The organism is Streptomyces sp. NPDC088745, assembly GCF_044751045.1.
Taxonomy (GTDB): Bacteria; Actinomycetota; Actinomycetes; order Streptomycetales; family Streptomycetaceae; genus Streptomyces; species Streptomyces cremeus.
This window is the reverse complement of the sequence record NZ_JBIVLB010000002.1, coordinates 525,577-546,264: the sequence shown is the minus strand read 5'-3', so window position 1 is coordinate 546,264 and position 20,688 is coordinate 525,577. Positions and strand designations below refer to the sequence as shown.

The 20,688-nt window shown below is 73.8% G+C and carries 20 protein-coding genes; 13 read left to right on the top strand and 7 right to left on the bottom strand.

Going from position 1 to position 20,688, the window contains the following annotated elements; genetic code table 11:
• Nucleotides 1–47 precede the first annotated feature (47 nt).
• The gene (locus tag ACIP93_RS07070) at nucleotides 48–500 is read left to right on the top strand and encodes a hypothetical protein (RefSeq protein ID WP_401756526.1); all 453 of its coding nucleotides are present in this window, start codon (nucleotides 48–50) and stop codon (nucleotides 498–500) included.
• Here the strand turns inward: ACIP93_RS07070 and ACIP93_RS07065 are convergent.
• The 4 genes from ACIP93_RS07065 to ACIP93_RS07050 form a co-directional block, all read right to left on the bottom strand.
• Complete coding sequence (locus ACIP93_RS07065) at nucleotides 475–1,098, bottom strand: Maf family protein (RefSeq protein WP_345228759.1); 624 nt, start codon at nucleotides 1,096–1,098, stop codon at nucleotides 475–477. The genes ACIP93_RS07070 and ACIP93_RS07065 overlap by 26 nt on opposite strands.
• Nucleotides 1,099–1,176: 78 nt before the next feature.
• The gene (mmpB, locus tag ACIP93_RS07060; RefSeq protein ID WP_345228758.1) at nucleotides 1,177–1,305 is read right to left on the bottom strand and encodes a morphogenic membrane protein MmpB; all 129 of its coding nucleotides are present in this window, start codon (nucleotides 1,303–1,305) and stop codon (nucleotides 1,177–1,179) included.
• A 71-nt stretch (nucleotides 1,306–1,376) separates the two neighbouring features.
• Nucleotides 1,377–1,583, bottom strand: coding sequence for an acyl-CoA carboxylase epsilon subunit (locus ACIP93_RS07055; RefSeq protein ID WP_401757017.1), 207 nt, complete (start codon nucleotides 1,581–1,583; stop codon nucleotides 1,377–1,379).
• Nucleotides 1,584–1,612: 29 nt separating this feature from the next.
• Nucleotides 1,613–3,187, bottom strand: a complete 1,575-nt coding sequence (locus ACIP93_RS07050) for an acyl-CoA carboxylase subunit beta (protein ID WP_345229167.1) — start codon at nucleotides 3,185–3,187, stop codon at nucleotides 1,613–1,615.
• 212 nt (nucleotides 3,188–3,399) lie between these two features.
• On the opposite strand from ACIP93_RS07050, the gene ACIP93_RS07045 reads away from it, so the two are divergent.
• The 8 genes from ACIP93_RS07045 (at nucleotide 3,400) to ACIP93_RS07010 (ending at nucleotide 13,361) form a co-directional block, all read left to right on the top strand.
• The gene (locus ACIP93_RS07045; RefSeq protein ID WP_401756523.1) at nucleotides 3,400–4,359 is read left to right on the top strand and encodes a biotin--[acetyl-CoA-carboxylase] ligase; all 960 of its coding nucleotides are present in this window, start codon (nucleotides 3,400–3,402) and stop codon (nucleotides 4,357–4,359) included.
• 256 nt (nucleotides 4,360–4,615) lie between these two features.
• On the top strand, nucleotides 4,616–5,791 hold the full coding sequence (locus tag ACIP93_RS07040; RefSeq protein WP_345228756.1) for an adenylate/guanylate cyclase domain-containing protein: 1,176 nt from the start codon (nucleotides 4,616–4,618) through the stop codon (nucleotides 5,789–5,791).
• A gap of 114 nt (nucleotides 5,792–5,905) precedes the next feature.
• Nucleotides 5,906–6,709, top strand: coding sequence for an enoyl-CoA hydratase/isomerase family protein (locus ACIP93_RS07035; protein WP_401756521.1), 804 nt, complete (start codon nucleotides 5,906–5,908; stop codon nucleotides 6,707–6,709).
• An 89-nt stretch (nucleotides 6,710–6,798) separates the two neighbouring features.
• Complete coding sequence (locus tag ACIP93_RS07030; protein ID WP_401756520.1) at nucleotides 6,799–7,941, top strand: diguanylate cyclase domain-containing protein; 1,143 nt, start codon at nucleotides 6,799–6,801, stop codon at nucleotides 7,939–7,941.
• A 238-nt stretch (nucleotides 7,942–8,179) separates the two neighbouring features.
• Nucleotides 8,180–8,716, top strand: coding sequence for a DUF1990 domain-containing protein (locus tag ACIP93_RS07025; protein WP_345228752.1), 537 nt, complete (start codon nucleotides 8,180–8,182; stop codon nucleotides 8,714–8,716).
• A gap of 238 nt (nucleotides 8,717–8,954) precedes the next feature.
• Complete coding sequence (gene hutH / locus ACIP93_RS07020) at nucleotides 8,955–10,529, top strand: histidine ammonia-lyase (protein ID WP_380837236.1); 1,575 nt, start codon at nucleotides 8,955–8,957, stop codon at nucleotides 10,527–10,529.
• 486 nt (nucleotides 10,530–11,015) lie between these two features.
• A complete protein-coding gene (locus tag ACIP93_RS07015; protein ID WP_401756517.1) occupies nucleotides 11,016–12,680 on the top strand; it encodes a DHA2 family efflux MFS transporter permease subunit in 1,665 nt (554 codons plus the stop codon).
• A 93-nt stretch (nucleotides 12,681–12,773) separates the two neighbouring features.
• Nucleotides 12,774–13,361 (top strand): MarR family transcriptional regulator, encoded by a 588-nt coding sequence (locus tag ACIP93_RS07010; protein ID WP_345228750.1) that lies wholly within the window; start codon nucleotides 12,774–12,776, stop codon nucleotides 13,359–13,361.
• Nucleotides 13,362–13,368: 7 nt separating this feature from the next.
• Here the strand turns inward: ACIP93_RS07010 and ACIP93_RS07005 are convergent, their stop codons facing one another.
• Nucleotides 13,369–13,731, bottom strand: coding sequence for a hypothetical protein (locus ACIP93_RS07005; RefSeq protein WP_345228749.1), 363 nt, complete (start codon nucleotides 13,729–13,731; stop codon nucleotides 13,369–13,371).
• Nucleotides 13,732–14,137: 406 nt separating this feature from the next.
• On the opposite strand from ACIP93_RS07005, the gene ACIP93_RS07000 reads away from it, so the two are divergent.
• Complete coding sequence (locus ACIP93_RS07000; RefSeq protein ID WP_345228748.1) at nucleotides 14,138–15,412, top strand: Ig-like domain-containing protein; 1,275 nt, start codon at nucleotides 14,138–14,140, stop codon at nucleotides 15,410–15,412.
• 200 nt (nucleotides 15,413–15,612) lie between these two features.
• Nucleotides 15,613–15,963 carry a DUF1330 domain-containing protein gene (locus ACIP93_RS06995; protein ID WP_401756514.1) on the top strand — a complete coding sequence of 117 codons (351 nt, stop codon included), beginning with the start codon at nucleotides 15,613–15,615 and terminating at the stop codon, nucleotides 15,961–15,963.
• A 7-nt stretch (nucleotides 15,964–15,970) separates the two neighbouring features.
• On the opposite strand, the gene ACIP93_RS06990 is transcribed toward ACIP93_RS06995, so the two are convergent.
• On the bottom strand, nucleotides 15,971–16,900 hold the full coding sequence (locus tag ACIP93_RS06990) for a TetR/AcrR family transcriptional regulator C-terminal domain-containing protein (RefSeq protein ID WP_401756512.1): 930 nt from the start codon (nucleotides 16,898–16,900) through the stop codon (nucleotides 15,971–15,973).
• Between the two features lie 180 nt (nucleotides 16,901–17,080).
• Between ACIP93_RS06990 and ACIP93_RS06985 the strand changes: the two genes are divergently transcribed.
• Together ACIP93_RS06985 and ACIP93_RS06980 are read left to right on the top strand one after the other, a co-directional pair.
• Entirely contained in the window at nucleotides 17,081–18,604 is a 1,524-nt protein-coding gene (locus ACIP93_RS06985; protein WP_401756511.1) for an MFS transporter, read from the top strand.
• 209 nt (nucleotides 18,605–18,813) lie between these two features.
• The gene (locus tag ACIP93_RS06980) at nucleotides 18,814–19,674 is read left to right on the top strand and encodes a GNAT family N-acetyltransferase (RefSeq protein ID WP_401756509.1); all 861 of its coding nucleotides are present in this window, start codon (nucleotides 18,814–18,816) and stop codon (nucleotides 19,672–19,674) included.
• Nucleotides 19,675–19,687: 13 nt separating this feature from the next.
• Here the strand turns inward: ACIP93_RS06980 and ACIP93_RS06975 are convergent, their stop codons facing one another.
• Nucleotides 19,688–20,674 carry a hypothetical protein gene (locus ACIP93_RS06975; protein ID WP_401756507.1) on the bottom strand — a complete coding sequence of 329 codons (987 nt, stop codon included), beginning with the start codon at nucleotides 20,672–20,674 and terminating at the stop codon, nucleotides 19,688–19,690.
• Nucleotides 20,675–20,688: the final 14 nt, after the last annotated feature.

Below are 20,688 nucleotides of genomic sequence, written 5' to 3'. Positions count from 1 at the left end.
TCCCGTTGCCGGGAGTCCGGTACGCCGTACGGAAGGGGGTGGGCGCCGTGGCGCGCAGGCCGACAGCCGCCGTGACGGGGCTCGTGCTGTTCCTGGAGGCGTTCGGCTTCGTCTTCGTCCACTACGTCCTGGGCCGCGTCGTCGAGGGCCAGTCCATGTCGCTGGCCGGTCTCGACCCGGGCGCGACGGCGGCGGGCGCGTGGGCCCTGGGCGGCGTCGCCGGGCTCTTCCTCGTCGTGTGCGGGGCGTTCCTGCTCGTCGCCGCCGTCCGGGACCGGGCCGGGCTGGCCCGCCCGGTGCGGATCCTGCTGGTCGTGTGCGCCGTCGTGCACGGTGTGCTGGGGGCGGCGGCGGTCGGGCTCGTGGGCTGGTGGGCGTTCGTCTGGATGATGCTGGTGGTGGGGCTGATCGTGCTCAGCCTGCTGCTGTACGGGGCCCGGGGCGGCGCCCCGGGGGTGCGGGGCCCCGGCGGGGTCAGCGCGGTGCCCAGAGGTCGGTGATGGCGACGTCCAGGTCGGCGAGCAGGGTGCGCAGCAGGGGCAGGGAGAGGCCGATGACGTTGCCGGGGTCGCCCTCGATGCCGCGGACGAACGGGGCGGAGCGGCCGTCCAGGGTGAACGCGCCTGCCACGTACAGGGGTTCGCCGGTGGCGACGTAGGCGGCGATCTCCTCGTCGGAGGGGTCGGCGAAGTGGACGGTCGTCGAGGCGGTGGCGGCGGCGCGGCGGCCGTCGGCGGTGTCGATGACGCAGTGGCCGGTGCGCAGGACGCCGGAGCGGCCGCGCATGGCCTTCCAGCGGGCGGTGGCGTCCTCGGCGTCGTCCGGCTTGCCGAGGGCCCGGCCGTCGAGCTCCAGGACGGAGTCGCAGCCGACGACGAGGGCGCCCCGGGCCTCGGGCAGGGCGGCCACGGTGTCCGCCTTCGCGGTGGCGAGCACGAGGGCGAGTTCGGCGGGGGTGGGGGCGCTGAGGGCGTCCTCGTCGACGCCGCTGACGATGACCTCGGGGGCCAGGCCGGCCTGGCGGAGGAGGCCGAGGCGGGCGGGGGAGGCGGAGCCGAGGACCAGGCGGCGGGCGGGGGTGGCGGGGGTGGCGTTCATGCGGGCCAGGGTAGCCAGCCCGGAGAGGGGGCTTCGCCCGTACCGGGCCGGTACGGCCCCGCGCCCCTCGCGGGGCGCCTAGCGCACGCCGGCGACGAACATCGCGATCACCATGGCCAGGGCCAGGAGGATGCCGGCTCTGCGGAGCATGACCTGCATGTCGCGCATTTCCTTGGGGGGTTCGTTCTTCGGGTCGGACCACAGCATGCAGTCGATGGTGCGCCCGGGACGGGCGCGGCGCCTGAGTACACGTACTCAGGCGCCACGGTGCGGAATGACTAATTCGGCCAGTAGGTCCTGGCCCAGGCCGCCGGCCCCGGTCGCGGCAGGCGCGTCGCGGCCACCCGCGCCGGGTCGGACCAGGCGGGGCGCGGTGCGGCGGGGCCCGGCGCCGCGGTGCCCGCGGTCGCGGCGCGGGCCTGGACCACCGCCAGTGCGGCGGCCAGCTCCTCCGGGGTCGGGTTGCCCCGTACGACCTTGATCATGTCGGTCATGGTGGTCACCGGCTCCCTTTCTAGAGGGGGATGTTGCCGTGCTTCTTCGGGGGCAGGGATTCCCGCTTCGTGCGGAGCTGGCGCAGGCCGCGGACGATGTGGCGGCGGGTCTCGGAGGGCATGATCACGGCGTCGACGTAACCGCGCTCGGCCGCGACGTACGGGTTGAGGAGGGTGTCCTCGTAGTCCGCGATCAGCTCGGCGCGGGTGGCCTCCGCTTCTTCGGGGTCCGTGACGGCCGCGATCGTGCGCCGGTGCAGGATGTTGACCGCGCCCTGCGCGCCCATCACGGCGATCTGGGCGGTCGGCCAGGCCAGGTTGAGGTCGGCGCCCAGGTGCTTGGAGCCCATCACGTCGTACGCGCCGCCGAAGGCCTTGCGGGTGATGACCGTGATGAGGGGGACGGTGGCCTCGGCGTACGCGTAGATCAGCTTGGCGCCGCGGCGGATGATGCCGCCGTACTCCTGGTCGACCCCGGGGAGGAAGCCGGGGACGTCGACGAAGGTCAGGACCGGGACGTTGAAGGCGTCGCAGGTGCGGACGAAGCGGGCGGCCTTCTCGGAGGCGTTGATGTCCAGGCAGCCGGCGAACTGCATCGGCTGGTTGGCGACGACGCCCACCGGGTGGCCCTCGACCCGGCCGAAGCCCGTGATGATGTTCGGCGCGAAGAGCGACTGGGTCTCCAGGAACTCGCCCTCGTCCAGGACGTGTTCGATCGCCGTGTGCATGTCGTACGGCTGGTTGGCGCTGTCCGGGATCAGGGTGTCGAGGGCGCGGTCCTCGTCGTTCGTCTCCAGGTCGGCCTCCTCGGGGAAGGCCGGGGGCTCGGAGAGGTTGTTGGAGGGGAGGTAGGACAGGAGCGACTTGACGTACTCGATGGCGTCCTTCTCGTCGCCCGCCATGTGGTGCGCCACGCCCGAGGTGGTGTTGTGGGTGCGCGCGCCGCCCAGCTCCTCGAAGCCGACGTCCTCGCCGGTGACCGTCTTGATGACGTCGGGGCCCGTGATGAACATGTGCGAGGTCTGGTCGACCATGACCGTGAAGTCGGTGATCGCGGGGGAGTAGACCGCCCCGCCCGCGCACGGCCCGACGATCAGGGAGATCTGCGGGACGACGCCCGACGCGTGCACGTTGCGGCGGAAGATCTCGGCGAACAGGCCGAGGGCCGCCACCCCCTCCTGGATGCGGGCGCCGCCGCCGTCGTTGATGCCGATGACCGGACAGCCGGTCTTCAGCGCGAAGTCCATGACCTTGACGATCTTCTCGCCGTACACCTCGCCGAGCGAGCCGCCGAAGATGGTGAAGTCCTGCGAGTACACGCAGACCGGGCGGCCGTCGACCGTTCCGTAACCGGTGACCACGCCGTCCCCGTACGGGCGGTTCTTCTCGATGCCGAAGTTGGTCGAGCGGTGCCGGGCGAACTCGTCCAGCTCCACGAACGAGCCCTCGTCCATGAGGAGTTCGACCCGCTCGCGCGCCGTCAGCTTCCCCTTGGCGTGCTGCTTCTCGACCGCGCGCTCGGAACCCGCGTGCGTCGCCTCGTCGATGCGGCGGCTGAGATCGGCGAGCTTCCCGGCGGTGGTGTGGATGTCGATCTCCGCGTTCGCCGCGGACGCGGACTGCTCTGCGGATGCTGCGGATCCTGCGGATTCTGCGGTGGAGGACACGGGGCTGCGGCTCCCTGCTTCGACTGCGTCAACGGCACGCACGGTGTCAACGGCGACGGTACGGACGGCTACTGGTCCGTAGCGTAGCCGCGGGACTGCCGCTCGGCAGTGCGTCGTTTGCCACACCTAGGCTGGCTTGCATGACGCCTCCCGATGCCTCAGGCAGCTCCCCCGAAACGCCCGGCGAAAACCCCGGAACCCCCGGTGGCGCGCCCGGTGGAACCCCCGGAACCCCCGACGGCGTGCCCGGTGGAACGCCCGGCGCGCCCGGAAGCCGGTGGAACGACCTCGACCGGCCGCCGCTGAACGCCGCCGCGCTCCGCCGGGCGCTCGTCCGGGCGGGCGGCCTGTGGACCTCCCTCGACGTCGTCGCCGCCACCGGGTCCACCAACAGCGACCTCGCCGCCGCACCCGCCCTGACGGAGGGCACGGTCCTCGTCGCCGAGGAGCAGAGCCGGGCGCGCGGCCGGCTCGACCGGCGCTGGTCGGCCCCGGCCCGCTCCGGGCTCTTCGTCTCCGTGTACGTCGAGCCGGGCGCCGCCGTGCCCGTCGAGCGCTGGGGCTGGCTCCCGCTGCTGACCGGCGTCGCCGTGGCCACCGGCCTGTCCCGGGCGGCGGGCGTCGACACCGCCCTGAAGTGGCCGAACGACCTCCTGGTCACCGTGGACGGGGAGGAGCGCAAGGCGGGCGGCATCCTCGCCGAGCGGGTCGGCGACGGCGTCGTCATCGGTTTCGGCCTCAACGTCAGCCTGCGCGCCGACGAGCTCCCGGTCCCCGGCGCGGGCTCGCTGGCGCTCGCGGGCGCGGCCACGCTCGACCGGGACACCCTGCTGCGCGCCGTGCTGCGCTCCTTCGAGCAGTGGTACGGGGACTGGCGCGCGTCCGGCGGCGACCCCGCCGCGAGCCGCCTCCAGGAGGCGTACGCGGCGGGCTGCTCCACCCTGGGCCGCGTGGTGCGCGCCGAACTCCCCGGCGGCCACTTCCTCACCGGCGAGGCGGTCGCCGTCGACGGCGACGGCCGTCTGGTCATCGCGACGGCGGAGGGCGTCCAGCAGCCGATGGGCGCGGGCGACGTGGTCCACCTGCGGCCGCAGGGGTGAGGTGCGCCGGGCGGGGCACGAGGGAGCGTCCCCCGCACCCCGCCCGGCGACGCGCGCACCAGGCGCGCGCACGTCGGCGCGTACGCGCGGCATACGCACGCAAAACGCACGAGTCCGCTGCTCCGCCGGGGACGGGGAGTGAGCCAGCGCACATCTGCCGTATCGTTGAGGCGACCCGCGACAGCCACACAGGTCGCGCGAAGGAACGACGAGGCGGCAGCAGAGCAGTGCGCAGGGAACGGGCAGGAGGCGGCAGGTGACCGTCGACGACACCACGTCCGACGGGGACACGGACCCCCACCCCTCTACTCCGGCGACCCCGGACCCCAAATCTCCCGTCTTCCACGAGGTCGACCACACGGCCGAACCCTCCGACGACCCCCTCGCGATCCGGCTGGAACAGCTCATCCTGGGCGCCGAGCGCCGCTACACCGCCTTCCAGGCCGCCCGTACGGCGGGCGTCTCCATGGACCTGGCGTCCCGGTTCTGGCGGGCCATGGGCTTCCCCGACATCGGGCAGGCCAAGGCCCTCACCGAGGCCGACGTGCTGGCGCTGCGGCGGCTCGCCGGTCTCGTCGAGGCGGGGCTGCTCAGCGAGCCGATGGCGGTGCAGGTGGCGCGGTCCACCGGGCAGACCACCGCCCGGCTGGCCGAATGGCAGATCGACAGTTTCCTGGAGGGGCTGACCGAGCCGCCGGAGCCGGGCATGACCCGCACCGAGGTGACGTACCCCCTGGTCGAACTGCTCCTGCCGGAGCTGGAGGAGTTCCTGGTGTACGTCTGGCGGCGGCAGCTCGCCGCCGCCACCGGCCGGGTGGTGCAGGCGGCCGACGACGACGAGATGGTCGACCGGCGGCTCGCGGTCGGCTTCGCGGACCTGGTCGGCTTCACCCGGCTCACCCGCCGTCTGGAGGAGGAGGAGCTCGGCGAACTGGTCGAGGCCTTCGAGACGACGTGCGCGGACCTGGTGGCGGCGCACGGCGGCCGGCTCATCAAGACCCTGGGCGACGAGGTCCTGTACTGCGCCGACGACGCGGGCACGGCGGCCGAGATCGCCCTGCGCCTCATCGAGACGCTCTCGCACGACCAGACGATGCCCGCCCTGCGGGTCGGCATCGCCTTCGGCACGGTCACCACGCGCATGGGCGACGTGTTCGGCACGACGGTGAACCTGGCCAGCCGGCTCACCTCGATAGCCCCCAAGGACACGGTCCTGGTCGACGGCGCGCTGGCGGAGGAGCTGTCCCGCACCGGTGAGGCCCCGGTCTCCGAGGCGGAGGCGGCGGCCGAGGCGGAGACGGCCGCGAAGGAGGGCCGGGAGTCGCCGACGTACCGCTTCGGGCTCCAGCCGATGTGGCAGCGGCCGGTGCGCGGGCTGGGGATAGTCGAACCCTGGATGCTGGCGCGGCGCGCGAAGCCGGACGCGGACTGAGCGGGCCGGACTCTCCCGGGCGGGGCTTCCCCGCCTCCCGGCCGCGCCCTAGGATCGCCTGCGTAAACGAGCGTTCACCTTCGTGCGTTCGCAGTCATCGGGAGGGCGGCCGGCATGGACGAGCAGCGGTACGGGGAATTCGTGGCGGTACGGCGGCACGGCGACGGCGGGCACGTCGCCGAACTGGTGCTCGACCGGCCCAAGGCGATGAACGCCGTGTCCAGCGCCATGGCCGCCGCCATCGGCGAGGCCTGCGCCGCCCTCGCCGCCGACCCCACGGTCCGTACCACCGTCCTCACCTCCTCGAACGACCGCGCCTTCTGCGTCGGGGCCGACCTGAAGGAGCGCAACTCCTTCACCGACGCCGAACTGGTCCGCCAGCGGCCCACCGCCCGGGCCGCGTACACCGGCGTCCTGGACCTGCCGATGCCGGCGGTCGCCGCGGTGCACGGCTTCGCCCTCGGCGGCGGGTACGAGCTCGCGCTCGCCTGTGACGTGATCGTGGCCGACGCGACCACCGTGGTCGGGCTGCCCGAGGTGTCCGTCGGCGTGATCCCCGGGGGCGGCGGCACCCAGTTGCTGCCGCGCCGGGTGGGGGCCGCGCGCGCCGCCGAGCTGGTCTTCACGGCGCGGCGGGTGGAGGCCGAGGACGCGGAGCGGCTGGGGCTCGTCGACGTACTGGCGTGGGAGGGCGACGCCCGCGAGGAGTCCCTCGCGCTGGCCGCCCGCATCGCGGCGAACTCGCCGGTCGGCCTGCGGGCGGCCAAGCGGGCGATGCGGCTGGGCCAGGGGCTGGACCTGCGCGCCGGGCTGGAGGTCGAGGACGCGGCCTGGCGGTCGGTGGCCTTCTCCGGGGACCGGGCCGAGGGCGTGGCCGCGTTCAACGAGAAGCGCACGCCGCGGTGGCCCGGGGAGTAGGGCGCGCTCGGACGCGGGGGAGCGGCCCGGACGGCGGCCGGCCGCCGCTCCGGAGGAGAGAACGCGCAAAACCTGCCTAACCTGTACGAATGGGTGAGGACGTTCGAGTGCGTGCCGTGGTCGCGCTGGCGCAGGCGATGGCGGCGGCGCCCACCCCCCGGGAGACCTGGCGGGCGGCGGCCAGGGGCGCGCGGGACGCGCTCGGCGGCGGCTTCGCGGCGCTCTCGGTGTGGGAGCGGGAGGCGGGCCGGCTGCGCGTCCTGGTCAACGAGGGGGAGCGGGCGCCGGGCGAGGAGGAGTTCCCGGCGGACGAGACGTACCCCGTCCACCAGTTCCCGGAGATCACCGAGTTCCTGCACGAGCGGTGGGCGGGGGGCGGCGAGCCCGACGCCTGGGTCGAGACGGCCGCCGCCGATGACCCCCCGGCGGCCCCCCGCCCCGGCTACTGCCACCAGCGGGTGGCGGCGCTGCGCCGCCGGGGCCGCGGCTGCTGCGTCGTCGCGCCGATCGTGCTGCACGGGCGGGCGTGGGGCGAGCTGTACGTGGCCAGGCCGGCCGGCGCCCCGGTCTTCGACCGCGCCGACGCCGACTTCGCCACCGTCCTGGCCTCGGTCGTCGCCGCGGGGATCGTCCAGACGGAACGCCTCGAAGAGGTCCGTACGCTCGCCTTCACCGACCCGCTCACGGGCCTGGCGAACCGCCGCGCGGTCGACATACGCCTCGACGAGGCGCTGGAGGAGCACCGGCTGACCGGCGCGGTGGTCAGCCTGCTCGTCTGCGACGTCAACGGCCTCAAGCAGGTCAACGACACCTACGGCCACGAGATCGGCGACCGCCTCCTGGAGCGCTTCGGCTGCGTCCTGTCCCGCTGCGGCGCGATGCTGCCGGGAGCGCTGGCCGCCCGGCTGGGCGGCGACGAGTTCTGCCTCCTCTCGGTGGGCCCGACGTGCGACGACGTCATCCGGGCGGCCACCGAGCTCTGCCTGCTGGCGAGGGAGCTGGAGTACGGGGACGGGGTCGCCTGCGGCATCGCCTCCACGGGCGACCCGATCGGCCCGGTCGCCTCGGCCCGCCGGCTCTTCCGCCTGGCCGACGCGGCCCAGTACCGGGCCAAGGCGGCGGGCTCGCGCACGCCGGTGGTGGCGGGCCGCGACGGGGAGGTGCTGGCGCTGGCGGAGTCGGCGCCCGCCCGCCGGGGCGAACGCCGCCGCTTCCGCGGTTCGAGGGGGTAGGCCGGCCCCGCTCGCTGACGGCTCCGCGGCGCGGACGCGCCCCGCCCAGGGGTGCGGGGAACGGTGCGCCCGGCCACGACGCACCCGCACGGGAACCGTCCGGCGGGAGTGGGCGGGGCCGGTACGGGCGCTCGGGCTCGGGGCGGCGCCCAGGCGGGGCTGTAAGGGGGCTGCGACGCCCGGGGGCGGGAGTGGAAGGCTTCGGGGAAGTAGCGTTTCGGGAGAGTGAGGGGGCGTCATGGATTTCACGTATGCCGACGTGGGTGCGACCGGGCGTGAGGGAGCGGCGTGCCCCGACGGCTTCCGGTCGTTGCGCGTGCGGACCCGGATCGGCCGCGGACCCGACGCCCGCCGCGTCGCGGGCGACGCCGTGCTGGGCTGGAAGATGCACCGCGCCGTGGGAGTGACCGTCGCCCCCACCGCGCAGCGCGCCGCCCCCGGCGTCGACGTCGTCGTCGGGATCGGAGTCGGCCGCCGGCGCATCCTGGCCCCGTGCCGGGTCGTGTGGGCGCTGGACGAGCCGACGCGCGCCGGCTTCGCGTACGGGACGCTGCCCGGTCACCCCGAGTGCGGGGAGGAGGCGTTCGTGGTGGAGCTGGACGCGAACGGCGAAGTCTGGCTGACCGTACGGGCGTTCAGCCGCCCGGCGGCCTGGTACGCCCGGGCGGGCGGCCCGGTGACCCGGCTGCTCCAGCGCGCGTACGCCAAACGGTGCGGGCTGGTGCTGCGGCGGGCCGTGGCGCGGCACACGGCAAGGGGGCGCGCCGCCCGGTGACCCGTGAACGGCCCGGCGCCCGGCCGGAGGTCAGGCGTCGTGAGGATTCCCGGGAGCCGCACCGCACGCCGTCGTGCTCCGGGGCGCGCCGTCCCGCCCCGCACCGGCGTGCGGCACCGGGCGCGCGGCCGGCATCGGGAGGGGGCCATACGGGGCTGGAGCGCGACGGCCCCCGCGTAAGGGGCCAACCCGTCCAGGGCTAGTGACACGACGGCATTCAATACGTAGGCTCCTGAATATGGATATGCACACCGCCGCACCCGCCGTTCCTGCCGTGACCACCGTCCTCCTGGGCACCGCCGGCACCACCGTCGACGACGTCGTCGCCGTCGCCCGTGGCAACGCCCGCATCGAGCTGACCGCCGAGGCCGTGGCCGCGCTCGCCGCCTCGCGCGAGATCGTGGACGCGCTGGCCGCCAAGCCGGAGCCGGTGTACGGGGTGTCCACCGGGTTCGGCGCGCTCGCCTCCCGGCACATCAGCCATGAGCTGCGCGCGCAGCTCCAGCGCAACATCGTGCGCTCGCACGCGGCGGGCATGGGGCCGCGGGTGGAGCGCGAGGTGGTGCGCGCGCTGATGTTCCTGCGGCTGAAGACGGTCGCGTCCGGGCACACGGGCGTGCGTCCCGAGGTCGCGCAGACCATGGCGGACGTGCTGAACGCGGGCATCACGCCGGTCGTGCACGAGTACGGGTCGCTGGGGTGCTCCGGGGACCTCGCGCCGCTGTCGCACTGTGCGCTGACGCTGATGGGCGAGGGCGACGCCGAGGGCCCCGACGGGGTCGTGCGGCCCGCCGGCGAGCTGCTGGCCGAGCACGGGATCGTACCCGTGGAGCTCAAGGAGAAGGAGGGGCTGGCCCTCCTCAACGGCACCGACGGCATGCTCGGCATGCTGATCATGGCGATCGCCGACCTGAAGCGGTTGTACACGTCGGCCGACATCACGGCGGCGCTCAGCCTGGAGGCGCTGCTCGGCACCGAGAAGGTGCTCGCGCCCGAGCTGCACGTGATCCGCCCGCACCCCGGGCAGGGCGCGTCCGCCGACAACATGCTGCGGGTGCTTGAGGGTTCGGGGCTCACCGGGCACCACCAGGACGACGCGCCGCGGGTGCAGGACGCGTACTCCGTGCGGTGCGCGCCGCAGGTGGCGGGCGCGGGGCGCGACACGATCGCGTACGCCCAGACCGTGGCCGAACGCGAGCTGGCGGCGGCAGTCGACAACCCGGTCGTGCTGCCCGACGGGCGGGTGGAGTCCAACGGCAACTTCCACGGGGCGCCGGTCGCGTACGTCCTCGACTTCCTCGCGATCGTCGCCGCCGACCTGGGTTCGATCGCCGAGCGGCGCACGGACCGGCTGCTCGACAAGAACCGCTCGCACGGGCTGCCGGCCTTCCTCGCGGACGACGCGGGCGTGGACTCGGGCCTGATGATCGCCCAGTACACGCAGGCCGCCCTGGTCAGCGAGATGAAGCGGCTCGCGAACCCGGCCTCGGTCGACTCGATCCCGTCCTCGGCGATGCAGGAGGACCACGTCTCGATGGGCTGGTCGGCGGCGCGCAAGCTCCGGACGGCCGTCGACAACCTCACACGGATCGTGGCGGTCGAGCTGTACGCGGCGACGCGGGGCATCGAACTGCGTCACGGGCTGACGGCGGCGCCGGCCTCGCGGGCGGTCGTCAAGGCCGTCCGGGCGGCGGGCGTGCAGGGCCCCGGCCCGGACCGCTTCCTCGCCCCGGACCTGGCGGCGGCGGACGCCTTCGTGCGGAGCGGGGGACTGGTGGCGGCGGTGGAGCCGGTGACGGGGGCGCTGGCGTAGTTCGACGGAGGCACGGAGAAGGGGCGCCCGGCACTGCTGCCGGGCGCCCCAGCAGCGTGCCCGGGGGCCGCTGCACGTGGGCGGGGCACGGCGCGTCCGGCCGGGGCGCCCCCCCCCCGGGGGGGGGGGGGGGGGGCGGGGGGGGGGGGGGGGGGGGTTTTCCGCGGGCGGCCCGGTGGGGGGCCCCCCGCCGGGGGGGCGGGCCCCCCCTTCTCCGTGCCCGGGGGCCGATGCAGGAGGGCGGGGAACGGCGCGACCGGCCGTGGCGCACCCGCACGGGACGGGAACGGCGGCGGCCTCCCGGGGTACGGGGTCGGGGCATGGGCGTCCCCTCCCACAAGGGGCCGGGCCACCAGCGCCCCCGGTATGGACCCGAGGCCACCCCCGCCCGGGGCGGAGCCCCCCCCCGCCTCTCCGGGATCGGATTGCACCTCCGCTCGCCCACCTGTTACCTTCACCATGGAATTACTTCACCATGGAGGAAACGTGAGCCAGGATCCCCCCGCCCCCGGCGAAGCCCCCGCAGCCCCGGCCCCCCGTGCGGCCCGGCGCTGGATCGGGCTCGTCGCCATCGCCCTCGGCGTCGCTCTGATCGTCGTCGACACCACCATCGTCAACGTGATCGTCCCCTCGGTCATCGAGGACCTCGACGTCAACTCCGGGCAGGCGCAGTGGATCCAGGAGTCGTACGCGATCGTCTTCGCCGCGCTCCTCCTCCTCGTCGGCCGGTTCGCGGACCTGGTCGGGGCCCGCCGCGTCTTCATCGCCGGTGTCGTGGCCTTCGGCGCGACCAGCGTCCTGGCCGGGCTCGCCCCGAACGGGGAGCTGCTGGTCGTCGCCCGTTTCCTCCAGGGCGCGGGAGCGGCGATGATCCTGCCGACCTCCCTCTCCCTGCTCAACGCCACCTTCACCGGCAGGGCCCGCGGCCAGGCCTTCGCCGTCTGGGGGTCCACCATCGGCGCGGCCTCCGCGCTCGGGCCCCTCCTCGGCGGCTGGCTCGCCGAACACGCCACCTGGCGCTGGGCGTTCGGCATCAACGTCCCGCTGTCGGTCCTCATCGCGGTGGGCGCGGTGCTGTACCTGGCGCCGTCGCCGAGGACGAAGGGCCGCGTCGACGGCGCCGGCGCGGTCCTCTCCGTGCTCGGCCTCGGTCTCCTCGCCTTCGGCCTGGTCGAGGGGCGCAACCACGGCTGGTTCGCCACCACCCGCCCGTTCGACCTCTTCGGCCTGCGCTGGGCCGGCGGGCCCTCGCCCGTCCTGGTCGCCCTCGTCCTCTCGGCCGTCTCGCTGACGGCCTTCGTGCTGCGCCAGTCCGCGATCACCCGCGGCGGCGACCCGTCCCGGGCGCTCATGGACGTACGGCTGTTCTCGATCTCCTCCTTCCGCAACGGCAACGTCGCGACGCTGATCATCGGGCTCGGGGAGTTCGGCATCGTCGCGGTGCTGCCGCTGTGGCTGCAGTTCACGCTCGACTACAGCGCCGTGCAGGCGGGACTCGCGCTCGTGCCCATCGCGGTCGGCAGCTTCGTCGCCAGCGGGGTCGGCTTCGGGCTCGCCGCCAAGGTGCACGCCCTCCACCAACTGCGCATCGGCCTCGCCCTCGAAGTCGTGGGGCTGGCCGGACTCGGCCTGATCGCCGCCGCCGACAGCTCCTGGTGGACGGTCGCCCTCGTGCTCTTCCTGTACGGAATCGGCGTCGGCTTCGCGACCGCCCAGGTGACCAACGTCGTCCTCGCCGAGATCCCGGAGAACAGCGCCGGCCAGGGCTCCGGCATCCAGAGCGCCTTCCGGCAACTGGGCTCGGCCCTCGGCATCGCGGTCCTCACCACGCTCTTCTTCACCACCCTCGGCGAGAAGCTCGGCGACCGGCTGGACGGCCTCGGCCTGCCCGCCGGGCAGGCCGGCGAACTCACCCGGGCCGTCACCGACAGCGCGGGCGCGGCGATCGGCCCCCTCGCGGACAGCCCGCGGACCGCGCCGGCCGCCGACGCCGCCCGCTGGGCGATGACCGAGGGCATCGCGCTGGGCGGCTACGTCGCCGCGGCCTTCGTCGTCCTCGGCCTGATCGCCACCGCGCTGATCCCCTCGGCGGGGGTACGGGCGGCCACCTCGGCGGAGGAGGCGGACCAGCGGGCCCCGGTCGCCGGTTAGGTTGGGCGGCACGCACACCCCGGTCGGCATCCCGGCCGGGGCGGAGGCGTACGTACTGGCCGAAAAGACCGAAGAGAGAAGCGGACTGCCTCGATGGACGTGACGCAGCACGAACCCACTGACGCGGCCGGACGCGTGCGACGCACGAAGCTCCAACAGCGCGGCCCCACCGCCCCCGAGGGCGCCGAGGGCCAGCAGGACCGCCTGACCGAGGGGCTGCGGCTGTACGGCGCGGACTACCAGGAGGTGGCCCGCCGGTTCGCGACCTGGCTCGGCCTGCACACCACCGACGCCCACGCCCTGGTGCAGATCCTGTACGGCGAGGAGCGGGGGGCGCCGCTGTCCCCGGCCCGCCTCAGCGAGCGCATCCAGCTCTCGTCCGGCGCCACCACCGCCCTGCTCAACCGGCTGGAGAAGGCGGGCCATGTCGTCCGCACCCGCGAGCACACCGACAGGCGGATCATCACGCTGCGCGGCAGCGCCCGCGTCCAGGAGCTGACGGACGACTTCTTCCGGCCGCTGGGCGAGCGCGTCGGCCGGATGCTGGCCCGTTATCCGGCCGAGCAGCTCCAGCAGTTCGAGGCCTTCCTGAACGACCTGCACCTCACCATGAACGAGCACCTGGCGGCGCTGGACGAGGACGAGGACCCGGTCCCGCGCAGCTCCGCCCGGCCCTCGTAGGGCCCGGTCAGGCGGGCGACGTGCCCCGACGGCGTACCGAGTACGTCACGAAGCCCGCGCCGATCCCGAGGAAGGCCGTCCCGCCGATGAGGTACGGGGTGGTGTCGACGCTGCCGGTGTCGGCGAGGGCGAGCCTCTGGTCCGGGGCGGCGCCGCCGCCCGTGCCGTCCACGTGGACGGCCTTGCCCGGGACGTCGGCGTTCGGCCCGTGCGCGGCGGGGCGGGTCTCTCTCCGGTCCTGGGTGTGGGCCTGGTCCCGGCCCTTCGCCTGCGGGACTTCCACCGTCGCGTTCGCCGACGGTACGAACCACAGCGCGGCCAGCAGTCCGCCGGCGGCGGTGGCGGTGAGCAGTGGTCGGAGTGCGGTCACGGTATCGATCCCCCTTGAGGCACCCGCGAATTGGTCGTGCGCGCCGATGCTAATGAAAACAGCGGGCCGGAGGAAAGGCGTGAGAGGCCGGAATTCTTCGTTCCGGCCGCGCGCCGGACCCCCGCCGGCCCTCCTCCGGTCCCGAAAAGGCGGCCCGAAACCCTCCCATCCCAGGCATGACCCCGCCCGATGAGGGGCAAAAGGGGCGGCGTAGCGTCGGCAGGGCGCGGGTCCTCGCCCGTGACTCCGACGAGTGGTGTTGCCCACATTTTGCCCAAAAGTGGAACGGCGGCGTCGGATTGTGGGTTGTAACAGCATTGGCAGGGGAAGTGCGCCCGGCGGGTTCCGGGTCCGGGGTCCGGTGACCGCGCCCCGGCGGCGGGGAATCCGCGGGGAGACAGCAACGATGGAGAAGCGTGTGATCACGAACAGCAAGCGGCGCAGGGGGCTGGCGTACGCGTCCGCGCTGCTCGGCGGCGTGCTGGTGCTTTCGGGCTGCAGCGACGACGGCAAGGGCGACGGCGGGAAGAGCGACGCCGACGGGGCGAAGAAGTCGCAGGAGCAGTCCGACGCGGCAGCCGCCAAGGACACCTCCAAGGCCCGAATAGAGATCTCCCCCAAGTCGGGCGCCACCAACGTCGGCATCAACAACGACGCCAAGGTCACCGTCGCCGACGGCAAGCTCACCGAGGTCAAGCTGACCGACGCCGCGGGCAAGGAGGTCAAGGGCACCATCGCCGCCGACGGCACGAGCTGGAAGCCGGACACCCGCCTGGAGCGCGCCACGGTCTACAAGCTGAGCGCCACCGCCGTCGACGGCGACAACCGCAAGGCGCACGAGAACCGCTCCTTCACCACGGTCTCGCCCAAGAACAGCTTCATCGGCAACTTCACCCCCGAGGACGGCTCCAAGGTCGGCGTGGGCATGCCGGTCTCGATCCGCTTCGACAAGGCGATCACGAACAAGAAGGCCGTGCAGGCGGGCATCGAGGTCACCTCCAGCAGCGGCCAGGAGGTCGTCGGCCACTGGTTCGACGCCCAGCGCCTCGACTTCCGTCCCCAGGACTACTGGAAGGGCGGCTCCGAGGTCACCATGAAGCTCAAGCTGGACGGCGTCGAGGGCGCCGACGGCGTGCTGGGCGTGCAGGACAAGACGGTGAAGTTCACCGTGGGCCGCAACCAGGTCTCCACCGTCGACGTCAAGACCAAGAAGATGACCGTCACCCAGGACGGCAAGGTCGTCAGGACCATCCCGATCTCGGCCGGCTCGCCGGACAACCCCACGTACAACGGCAAGATGGTGATCTCCGAGAAGTTCAAGGAGACCCGCATGGACGGTGCGACGGTCGGCTTCACGGACGACGACGGCAAGGGCGAGTACGACATCAAGGACGTCCCGCACGCCATGCGGCTGTCCACCTCGGGCACCTTCATCCACGGCAACTACTGGGGCGCCAAGTCGATCTTCGGCGGCGCCAACACCAGCCACGGCTGCGTGGGCCTGAGCGACACCCAGGGCGCGGACGACCCGAACACGCCGGGCGCGTGGTTCTTCAACAACTCGATGGTCGGCGACGTCGTCATCGTGAAGAACTCCCCGGACAAGACCATCAAGCCGGACAACGGCCTCAACGGCTGGAACCTGGACTGGGCGGCCTGGAAGGCGGGCTCGGAGGTCTGATCCTCCCCGGCTCCGTCCGGCTCCGTCTCTCGTACGAGGGCGGGTGCACCCTTCGCGAAAGGGCGCGCCCGCCCTTTCGCGCACCCGGGCCATTACCCCGTACGTCATCGACCCCGCCCGCCCCCCTGCGGCAGGATGCGACTCACCAAACCGACGCCGGAGTTCGCACCCCCGGCCGACCCCCTCGGAGGGAACGAGACATGACCGCCTACGCCATCGCCCACATCGGTCCCGGCCCGGTCAACGACGACGTCCTCACCTACGTCGAGCGCATGCAGGGCACCCTCGACCCCTTCGGCGGGCGCTTCCTCGTCCACTTCGCGGAGCACGAGGTGCTGGAGGGCTCCTGGCACGGCGCACCCGTCCTGATCGCCTTCCCCGACCTCCCGTCGGCCCGCGACTGGTACGCGTCCCCCGCCTACCAGGAGATCGTCCCGCTGCGCACCAAGCACCTCCCCGGCGACATCATCCTGGTCGACGGCGTCCCGGAGGGCTACGACCCCTCCCGCACCGCGGCCGACCTGCGCTCGGCGCAGGCGCAGCAGGACTGATGCGTGCTCAGTTCCCGCCCTCCCGGCGGGAGATGAGCACCGCCACCCCGTCCAGGATCCGCTCCACCCCGAACGCGAACAGGCTCTCCAGGTCCAGCTCGAACCCGTCCGCGGCGAAGTACGACCCCAGGACCGGATAGCCCTCCGCCGCCCGCACCTCCTCCGCGCGCGGCTCCTGCGCCGCCATCCACTCCTCCGGCGACATCCCGGTGTCCTGCCGGGCCCTGTTCTCCAGCTCCAGGGTCCCGGCCAGGCCCTGGACGTGCCCGAACAGGGTGAGGTGGACGTGCATCATCTCGGTCGGCGTCAGCCCCTGCCCGCTCAGCGCGTGCAGCACCCACTCCGTGTACCGCATCGCGTGCGGGGCGGCCTGCGGGCGGGTGAGGGCGGCCATGGCCTGCGCCATCCACGGGTGCCGGACGTACATCCGCCACAACCACCGTGCGGCGTGCGTGAGCCGGGGCCGCCACCCGTTCAGGCCGGGGGAGCCGAGCGGCCGCTCCGCGAACACCTCCTCCGACATCAGGTGCACCAGCTCGGCCTTCCCGGGCACGTGCCGGTACAGGGCCATCGTGGAGGTGCCCAGTTCGGTGGCGACCCGGCGCATGGTGAGCATGGCGAGCCCCTCCGCGTCGGCCAGGACCACGGCGGTGCGCACGATCCGCTCCCGGGTGAGCGCACCCGGCGCGGCGGCGTGCGCGGGCCGCGCCGCGGACGCCGGGGAGGCCACGACCGTGCCCACGCCGGGGACCGCCCGGACGAGGCCCTCCTGGGCGAGGGCCGCCAGCGCCCGGCTCGCGGTGGCCATCGCGACGCCCCACTCGCGGGTGATCTCCCGGGTGGAGGGCACCCGGTCGCCGGGGGAGAGGTCCCCGGAGGAGATGCGCCGGCGGATCGCGGCGGCGATGCGGGCGGAGGGCGTCGACTCACGGCTCATGCCCTCACCGTACTAGTGCACCGCGCTAGTGCACCCGCCCCGTGCGAAGGGCCGTGACCGGCTCATGGCCGGGGTGCACTAGGTCACCGATTGCCGGGCGGTTCCGGGCTGCTTACGTCGTACGCACACCGTCCGCGTACGACGTACAGACACCCTCCGTCACACCTCTCGGGAGCCGCCATGCCCACCACCGCACCCCCGCCCGCCCCCCTTGCGGGCCGCCGCGAATGGACCGCCCTCGGCGTGCTGATGCTGCCGCTGCTCCTGGTCTCGATGGACGTCTCCGTCCTCTACTTCGCGATCCCCTTCATCGGCCGCGACCTCGGCCCGAGCGCCACGCAGCAGCTCTGGATCCTGGACGTGTACGGGTTCGTGCTCGCCGGCCTGCTCATCACCATGGGCGCGCTCGGCGACCGCATCGGGCGGCGCAGGCTGCTCCTGTGCGGCGCGGCGGCCTTCGGGGCGGCCTCGGCGGCCGCCGCGTACGCCACGACGCCCGAAGCGCTCATCGCGGTACGGGCGTTGCTCGGCATCGGCGGCGCGACCCTGATGCCCTCCACGCTCGCCCTCATCCGCAACCTCTTCCGCGACGCGCGTCAGCGGGCCAGGGCGATCACGGTGTGGACGGGCGTCCTGACAGCCGGTCTCTCGCTCGGCCCGGTCGTCAGCGGCCTGCTCCTCGAACACTTCTGGTGGGGCTCGGTCTTCCTGATCAACCTGCCCGCCATGCTCGTCCTGCTGGCCGTCGGGCCCTTCCTCCTCCCCGAGTTCAAGACCCCCGCCAAGGGCCGCTTCGACCTGGCGAGCGCGGCGCTCTCCCTGGCCGCGGTGCTCCCCGTGATCCACGGCATCAAGGAACTCGCCAAGAACGGGCCCGAGTTGTTCCCCCTCCTCACCGTCGCGGCGGGCCTGGCACTCGGCCTCCTCTTCCTGCGCAGGCAGCGCGGCCTCGCCTCCCCGATGATCGACCTGCCGCTGCTCCGGGAGCGGACGTTCGGCGGGGCGATGCTCGCGAACGTCATCGCGATGTTCGCCACGGTCGGCTTCGCGGTCTTCTTCACCCAGTACCTCCAGTCGGTGCGCGGCATGAGCCCCCTCGAAGCAGCCCTGTGGAGCCTGGTCCCGTCCGCCGTCGTGCCCGTCCTGGCCCCGCTGGGCGCGGCGCTCGCCGCACGGATGGACCGGGCGTACGTCATGACCGGCGGTTTCCTGCTGGCCGCCGGGGGCTTCCTCTGGCTCACCCGGGTGTCCGCGGACTCCGCCCTCTGGTACGTCCTGACCGGCTGCGCGCTGTACGTCGGCGGAATCGTCGTCGCGATGACGCTGGCCAACGAGATGGCCCTCGGCGCGGCTCCGCCCGAGCGGGCGGGGTCGGCGGCGGCGGTCCTGGAGTCCGGCACGGAGTTCGGGGGCGCGCTGGGGATGGCGGTCCTGGGCAGCATCGGGGCGGCGGTCTACACGCGGGGCATGGCCGACTTCGCCCCCGGCCCGGTGCGCGAGACCCTGGGCGGCGCGCTGGCCTCGGCGGCCCGCCTGCCGGCCTCCGCCGGGGAGCCCCTCGTCCTGGCCGCCCGTACCGCCTTCACCGACGGGCTCAACCTGGCGGCGCTGGGGGCGGCGGGGGTGATGCTGGGGGCGGCGTTCTTCTCCTGGGGGGTCCTGCGCCGGCGGCCGTCGGACGCGCCGGTCGGGGCGGAGCTCTGAGGGGTTCGCGCCTTAGCCTCCGCGTGGTTCCCGTACGGGGGTGTGGCCGGTCCCGGTCCCGGTCCCGTACGGGTGCGGCGCGGCTGGCCGCGCGGTTCCCCGCACCCCTGACGGCGTGCCCTTCGGGCAGCCGTCCCCGCAGCCCGAATCGCCCGCCCCCCTCCTGGGCAGTGATCTCCTGCCCATGACCCCCGGCCGAGGAGCGCCGCATGACCCCGAACCCGCCCGAGACCACCATCGGCGTCGCCGCCGTGCAGGACCTGCACACCACCCGTTCCTGGGCGCAGGCCGAAGGCTGGAATCCCGGACGCGGTGATCTCCTGCCCTTCTTCGCCGCCGACCCGCGCGGCTTCCTGATCGCCCGCCGTCCCGACGACCCCACCCCGGTCTCCAGCATCTCGGTGGTCCGCTACGGCACCGACCACGCCTTCCTCGGCCTCTACCTGGCCCGCCCCGACGTACGCGGGCAGGGATACGGCATCCAGGTCTGGAACGCCGGCATGGCCCGCGTCGCCGGCCGCACCGTGGGCCTCGACGGCGTCGTCGCCCAGCAGGCCAACTACCGAAAATCCGGGTTCGCTTCGGCCTGGACCAACACCCGCTACGAGGGCACCTTGAACACCGACCCGGTCCCCGCTCCGCCCGGCGTCGTCCTCACCGACGCCACCGCCCTCCCCTTCGCCCTGCTCGCCGCCTACGACCGCCGCTTCTTCCCCACGGCCCGCGACACCTTCCTCGCGGCCTGGCTCACCGCCCCGCACCGCGCCTCACTCGCCGCCGTCCAGGACGGCCGCGTCGTCGGGCTCGCCGTCCGCCGCGCCTGCGTCACGGGCTCCCGCATCGGCCCCTGCTACGCCGACACCCCCGCCGTCGCCGCCAGCCTCCTCACCCACCTGGCCACGGAAACCCCCATCGCCCTGGACGTCCCCGACACCAACCCCGCCGCCGTCCACCTGGCCGAACAACTCGCCCTGACCCCGACCTTCGAGACCTCCCGCATGTACACGGCCGCCCCGCCCCGGCTCGACCACCCCGCCCTCTACGGCATCTCGACGCTCGAACTGGGCTGAGCGGTGCGCCCTCCTACTCCGGGCGCAGCCGCAGGTGCTTCTCCCGGGCCACCCTGCGGAAGATCTCCCGGTACTCCTCCCGCCTGCTGCCACGCGTCTTGACGGCGTGGCAGTTCGGGCAGACCGCGATCATCAGGCCCGGGTGGTCGGGGCCGCCCCCGGCGATGTCGTCGACGTGGTCGACGTCCAGGAGGGGCTTCCCCCCGTCCGTGACGTCGGCGGGCTGTCCGCCGCAGCCGGGGTTCTCGCACCGCCCTTCGCTGCGGTCGAGGACGGCCCGGCGCACTGCCGCACTGCGTATCGGGTCCTCGGACGTGCCTTCCCGGCGTCCGCCGCACCCGGACGCCGCACGCCGCTCAGCCAGGGCGCACAGCCTGTCGTACTCCGCGGCCCGCGCCTCGGCGGAGGTCTCCCGCACGTGGCCCGGGGCCGGGCGGGCCGGGCGGTCGGGTGCGTCATCGGCGACGGTGTCCTCGTACAGCCCGACCTCCGCCAGGAGGGGATCGGCGTCGAGACCCTCGTAGAACCGCCCGACCAGCGCGTCGACGGCCGCGATCCTGGCCCGCCCGTCGGTGCGCATCAGCTCGTGCACCGGCTCGACGAGCCCGCCCACCGGCTGCTGCTCCTCGCACCAGCGACGCAGCGGCGACGGACTGCCGCTGGCCCTCGGCACGGGCCCCGTATGGCCTTCGAGGGACCACAGCCCCGCGTGGTGCAGGGCCAGCACGGGATAGAAGGGCCGCGGCCGCTCGCCGCGCTGTGCGTGCTGCAGCAGCAGGGCACTCAGGGCCTCGTCCGTCTCGGTCCACGGCAGGGTGCGCGGTTCACCGCGGAAGGCGCGGCCGATGGCCCACAGCAGGGTGATCGGCTGATAGAGCAAGGGTGCTCGGGGTGTCCCCTCTGCCCTCGGCGGGTAGTACAGCCGGATCTTCGTCAAGCGTGCGACCAGTTCGTCCGCCGTGAGGGGCGACCCGGACCCGGCCATGTCGTCGTGCGCCATGACGCCCAAGTTAG

Bases quoted from the DNA above. Each gene is read 5' to 3' on its own strand.
- ACIP93_RS07065 (WP_345228759.1), bottom strand. From the start codon at position 1,098: ATGAACGCCACCCCCGCCACCCCCGCCCGCCGCCTGGTCCTCGGCTCC.
- mmpB (WP_345228758.1), bottom strand. From the start codon at position 1,305: ATGCTGTGGTCCGACCCGAAGAACGAACCCCCCAAGGAAATGCGCGAC.
- ACIP93_RS07055 (WP_401757017.1), bottom strand. From the start codon at position 1,583: ATGATCAAGGTCGTACGGGGCAACCCGACCCCGGAGGAGCTGGCCGCC.
- ACIP93_RS07045 (WP_401756523.1), top strand. From the start codon at position 3,400: ATGACGCCTCCCGATGCCTCAGGCAGCTCCCCCGAAACGCCCGGCGAA.
- ACIP93_RS07035 (WP_401756521.1), top strand. From the start codon at position 5,906: ATGGACGAGCAGCGGTACGGGGAATTCGTGGCGGTACGGCGGCACGGC.
- ACIP93_RS07030 (WP_401756520.1), top strand. From the start codon at position 6,799: ATGGGTGAGGACGTTCGAGTGCGTGCCGTGGTCGCGCTGGCGCAGGCG.
- ACIP93_RS07025 (WP_345228752.1), top strand. From the start codon at position 8,180: ATGGATTTCACGTATGCCGACGTGGGTGCGACCGGGCGTGAGGGAGCG.
- hutH (WP_380837236.1), top strand. From the start codon at position 8,955: ATGGATATGCACACCGCCGCACCCGCCGTTCCTGCCGTGACCACCGTC.
- ACIP93_RS07010 (WP_345228750.1), top strand. From the start codon at position 12,774: ATGGACGTGACGCAGCACGAACCCACTGACGCGGCCGGACGCGTGCGA.
- ACIP93_RS07000 (WP_345228748.1), top strand. From the start codon at position 14,138: ATGGAGAAGCGTGTGATCACGAACAGCAAGCGGCGCAGGGGGCTGGCG.
- ACIP93_RS06995 (WP_401756514.1), top strand. From the start codon at position 15,613: ATGACCGCCTACGCCATCGCCCACATCGGTCCCGGCCCGGTCAACGAC.
- ACIP93_RS06990 (WP_401756512.1), bottom strand. From the start codon at position 16,900: ATGAGCCGTGAGTCGACGCCCTCCGCCCGCATCGCCGCCGCGATCCGC.
- ACIP93_RS06985 (WP_401756511.1), top strand. From the start codon at position 17,081: ATGCCCACCACCGCACCCCCGCCCGCCCCCCTTGCGGGCCGCCGCGAA.
- ACIP93_RS06980 (WP_401756509.1), top strand. From the start codon at position 18,814: ATGACCCCGAACCCGCCCGAGACCACCATCGGCGTCGCCGCCGTGCAG.
- ACIP93_RS06975 (WP_401756507.1), bottom strand. From the start codon at position 20,674: ATGGCGCACGACGACATGGCCGGGTCCGGGTCGCCCCTCACGGCGGAC.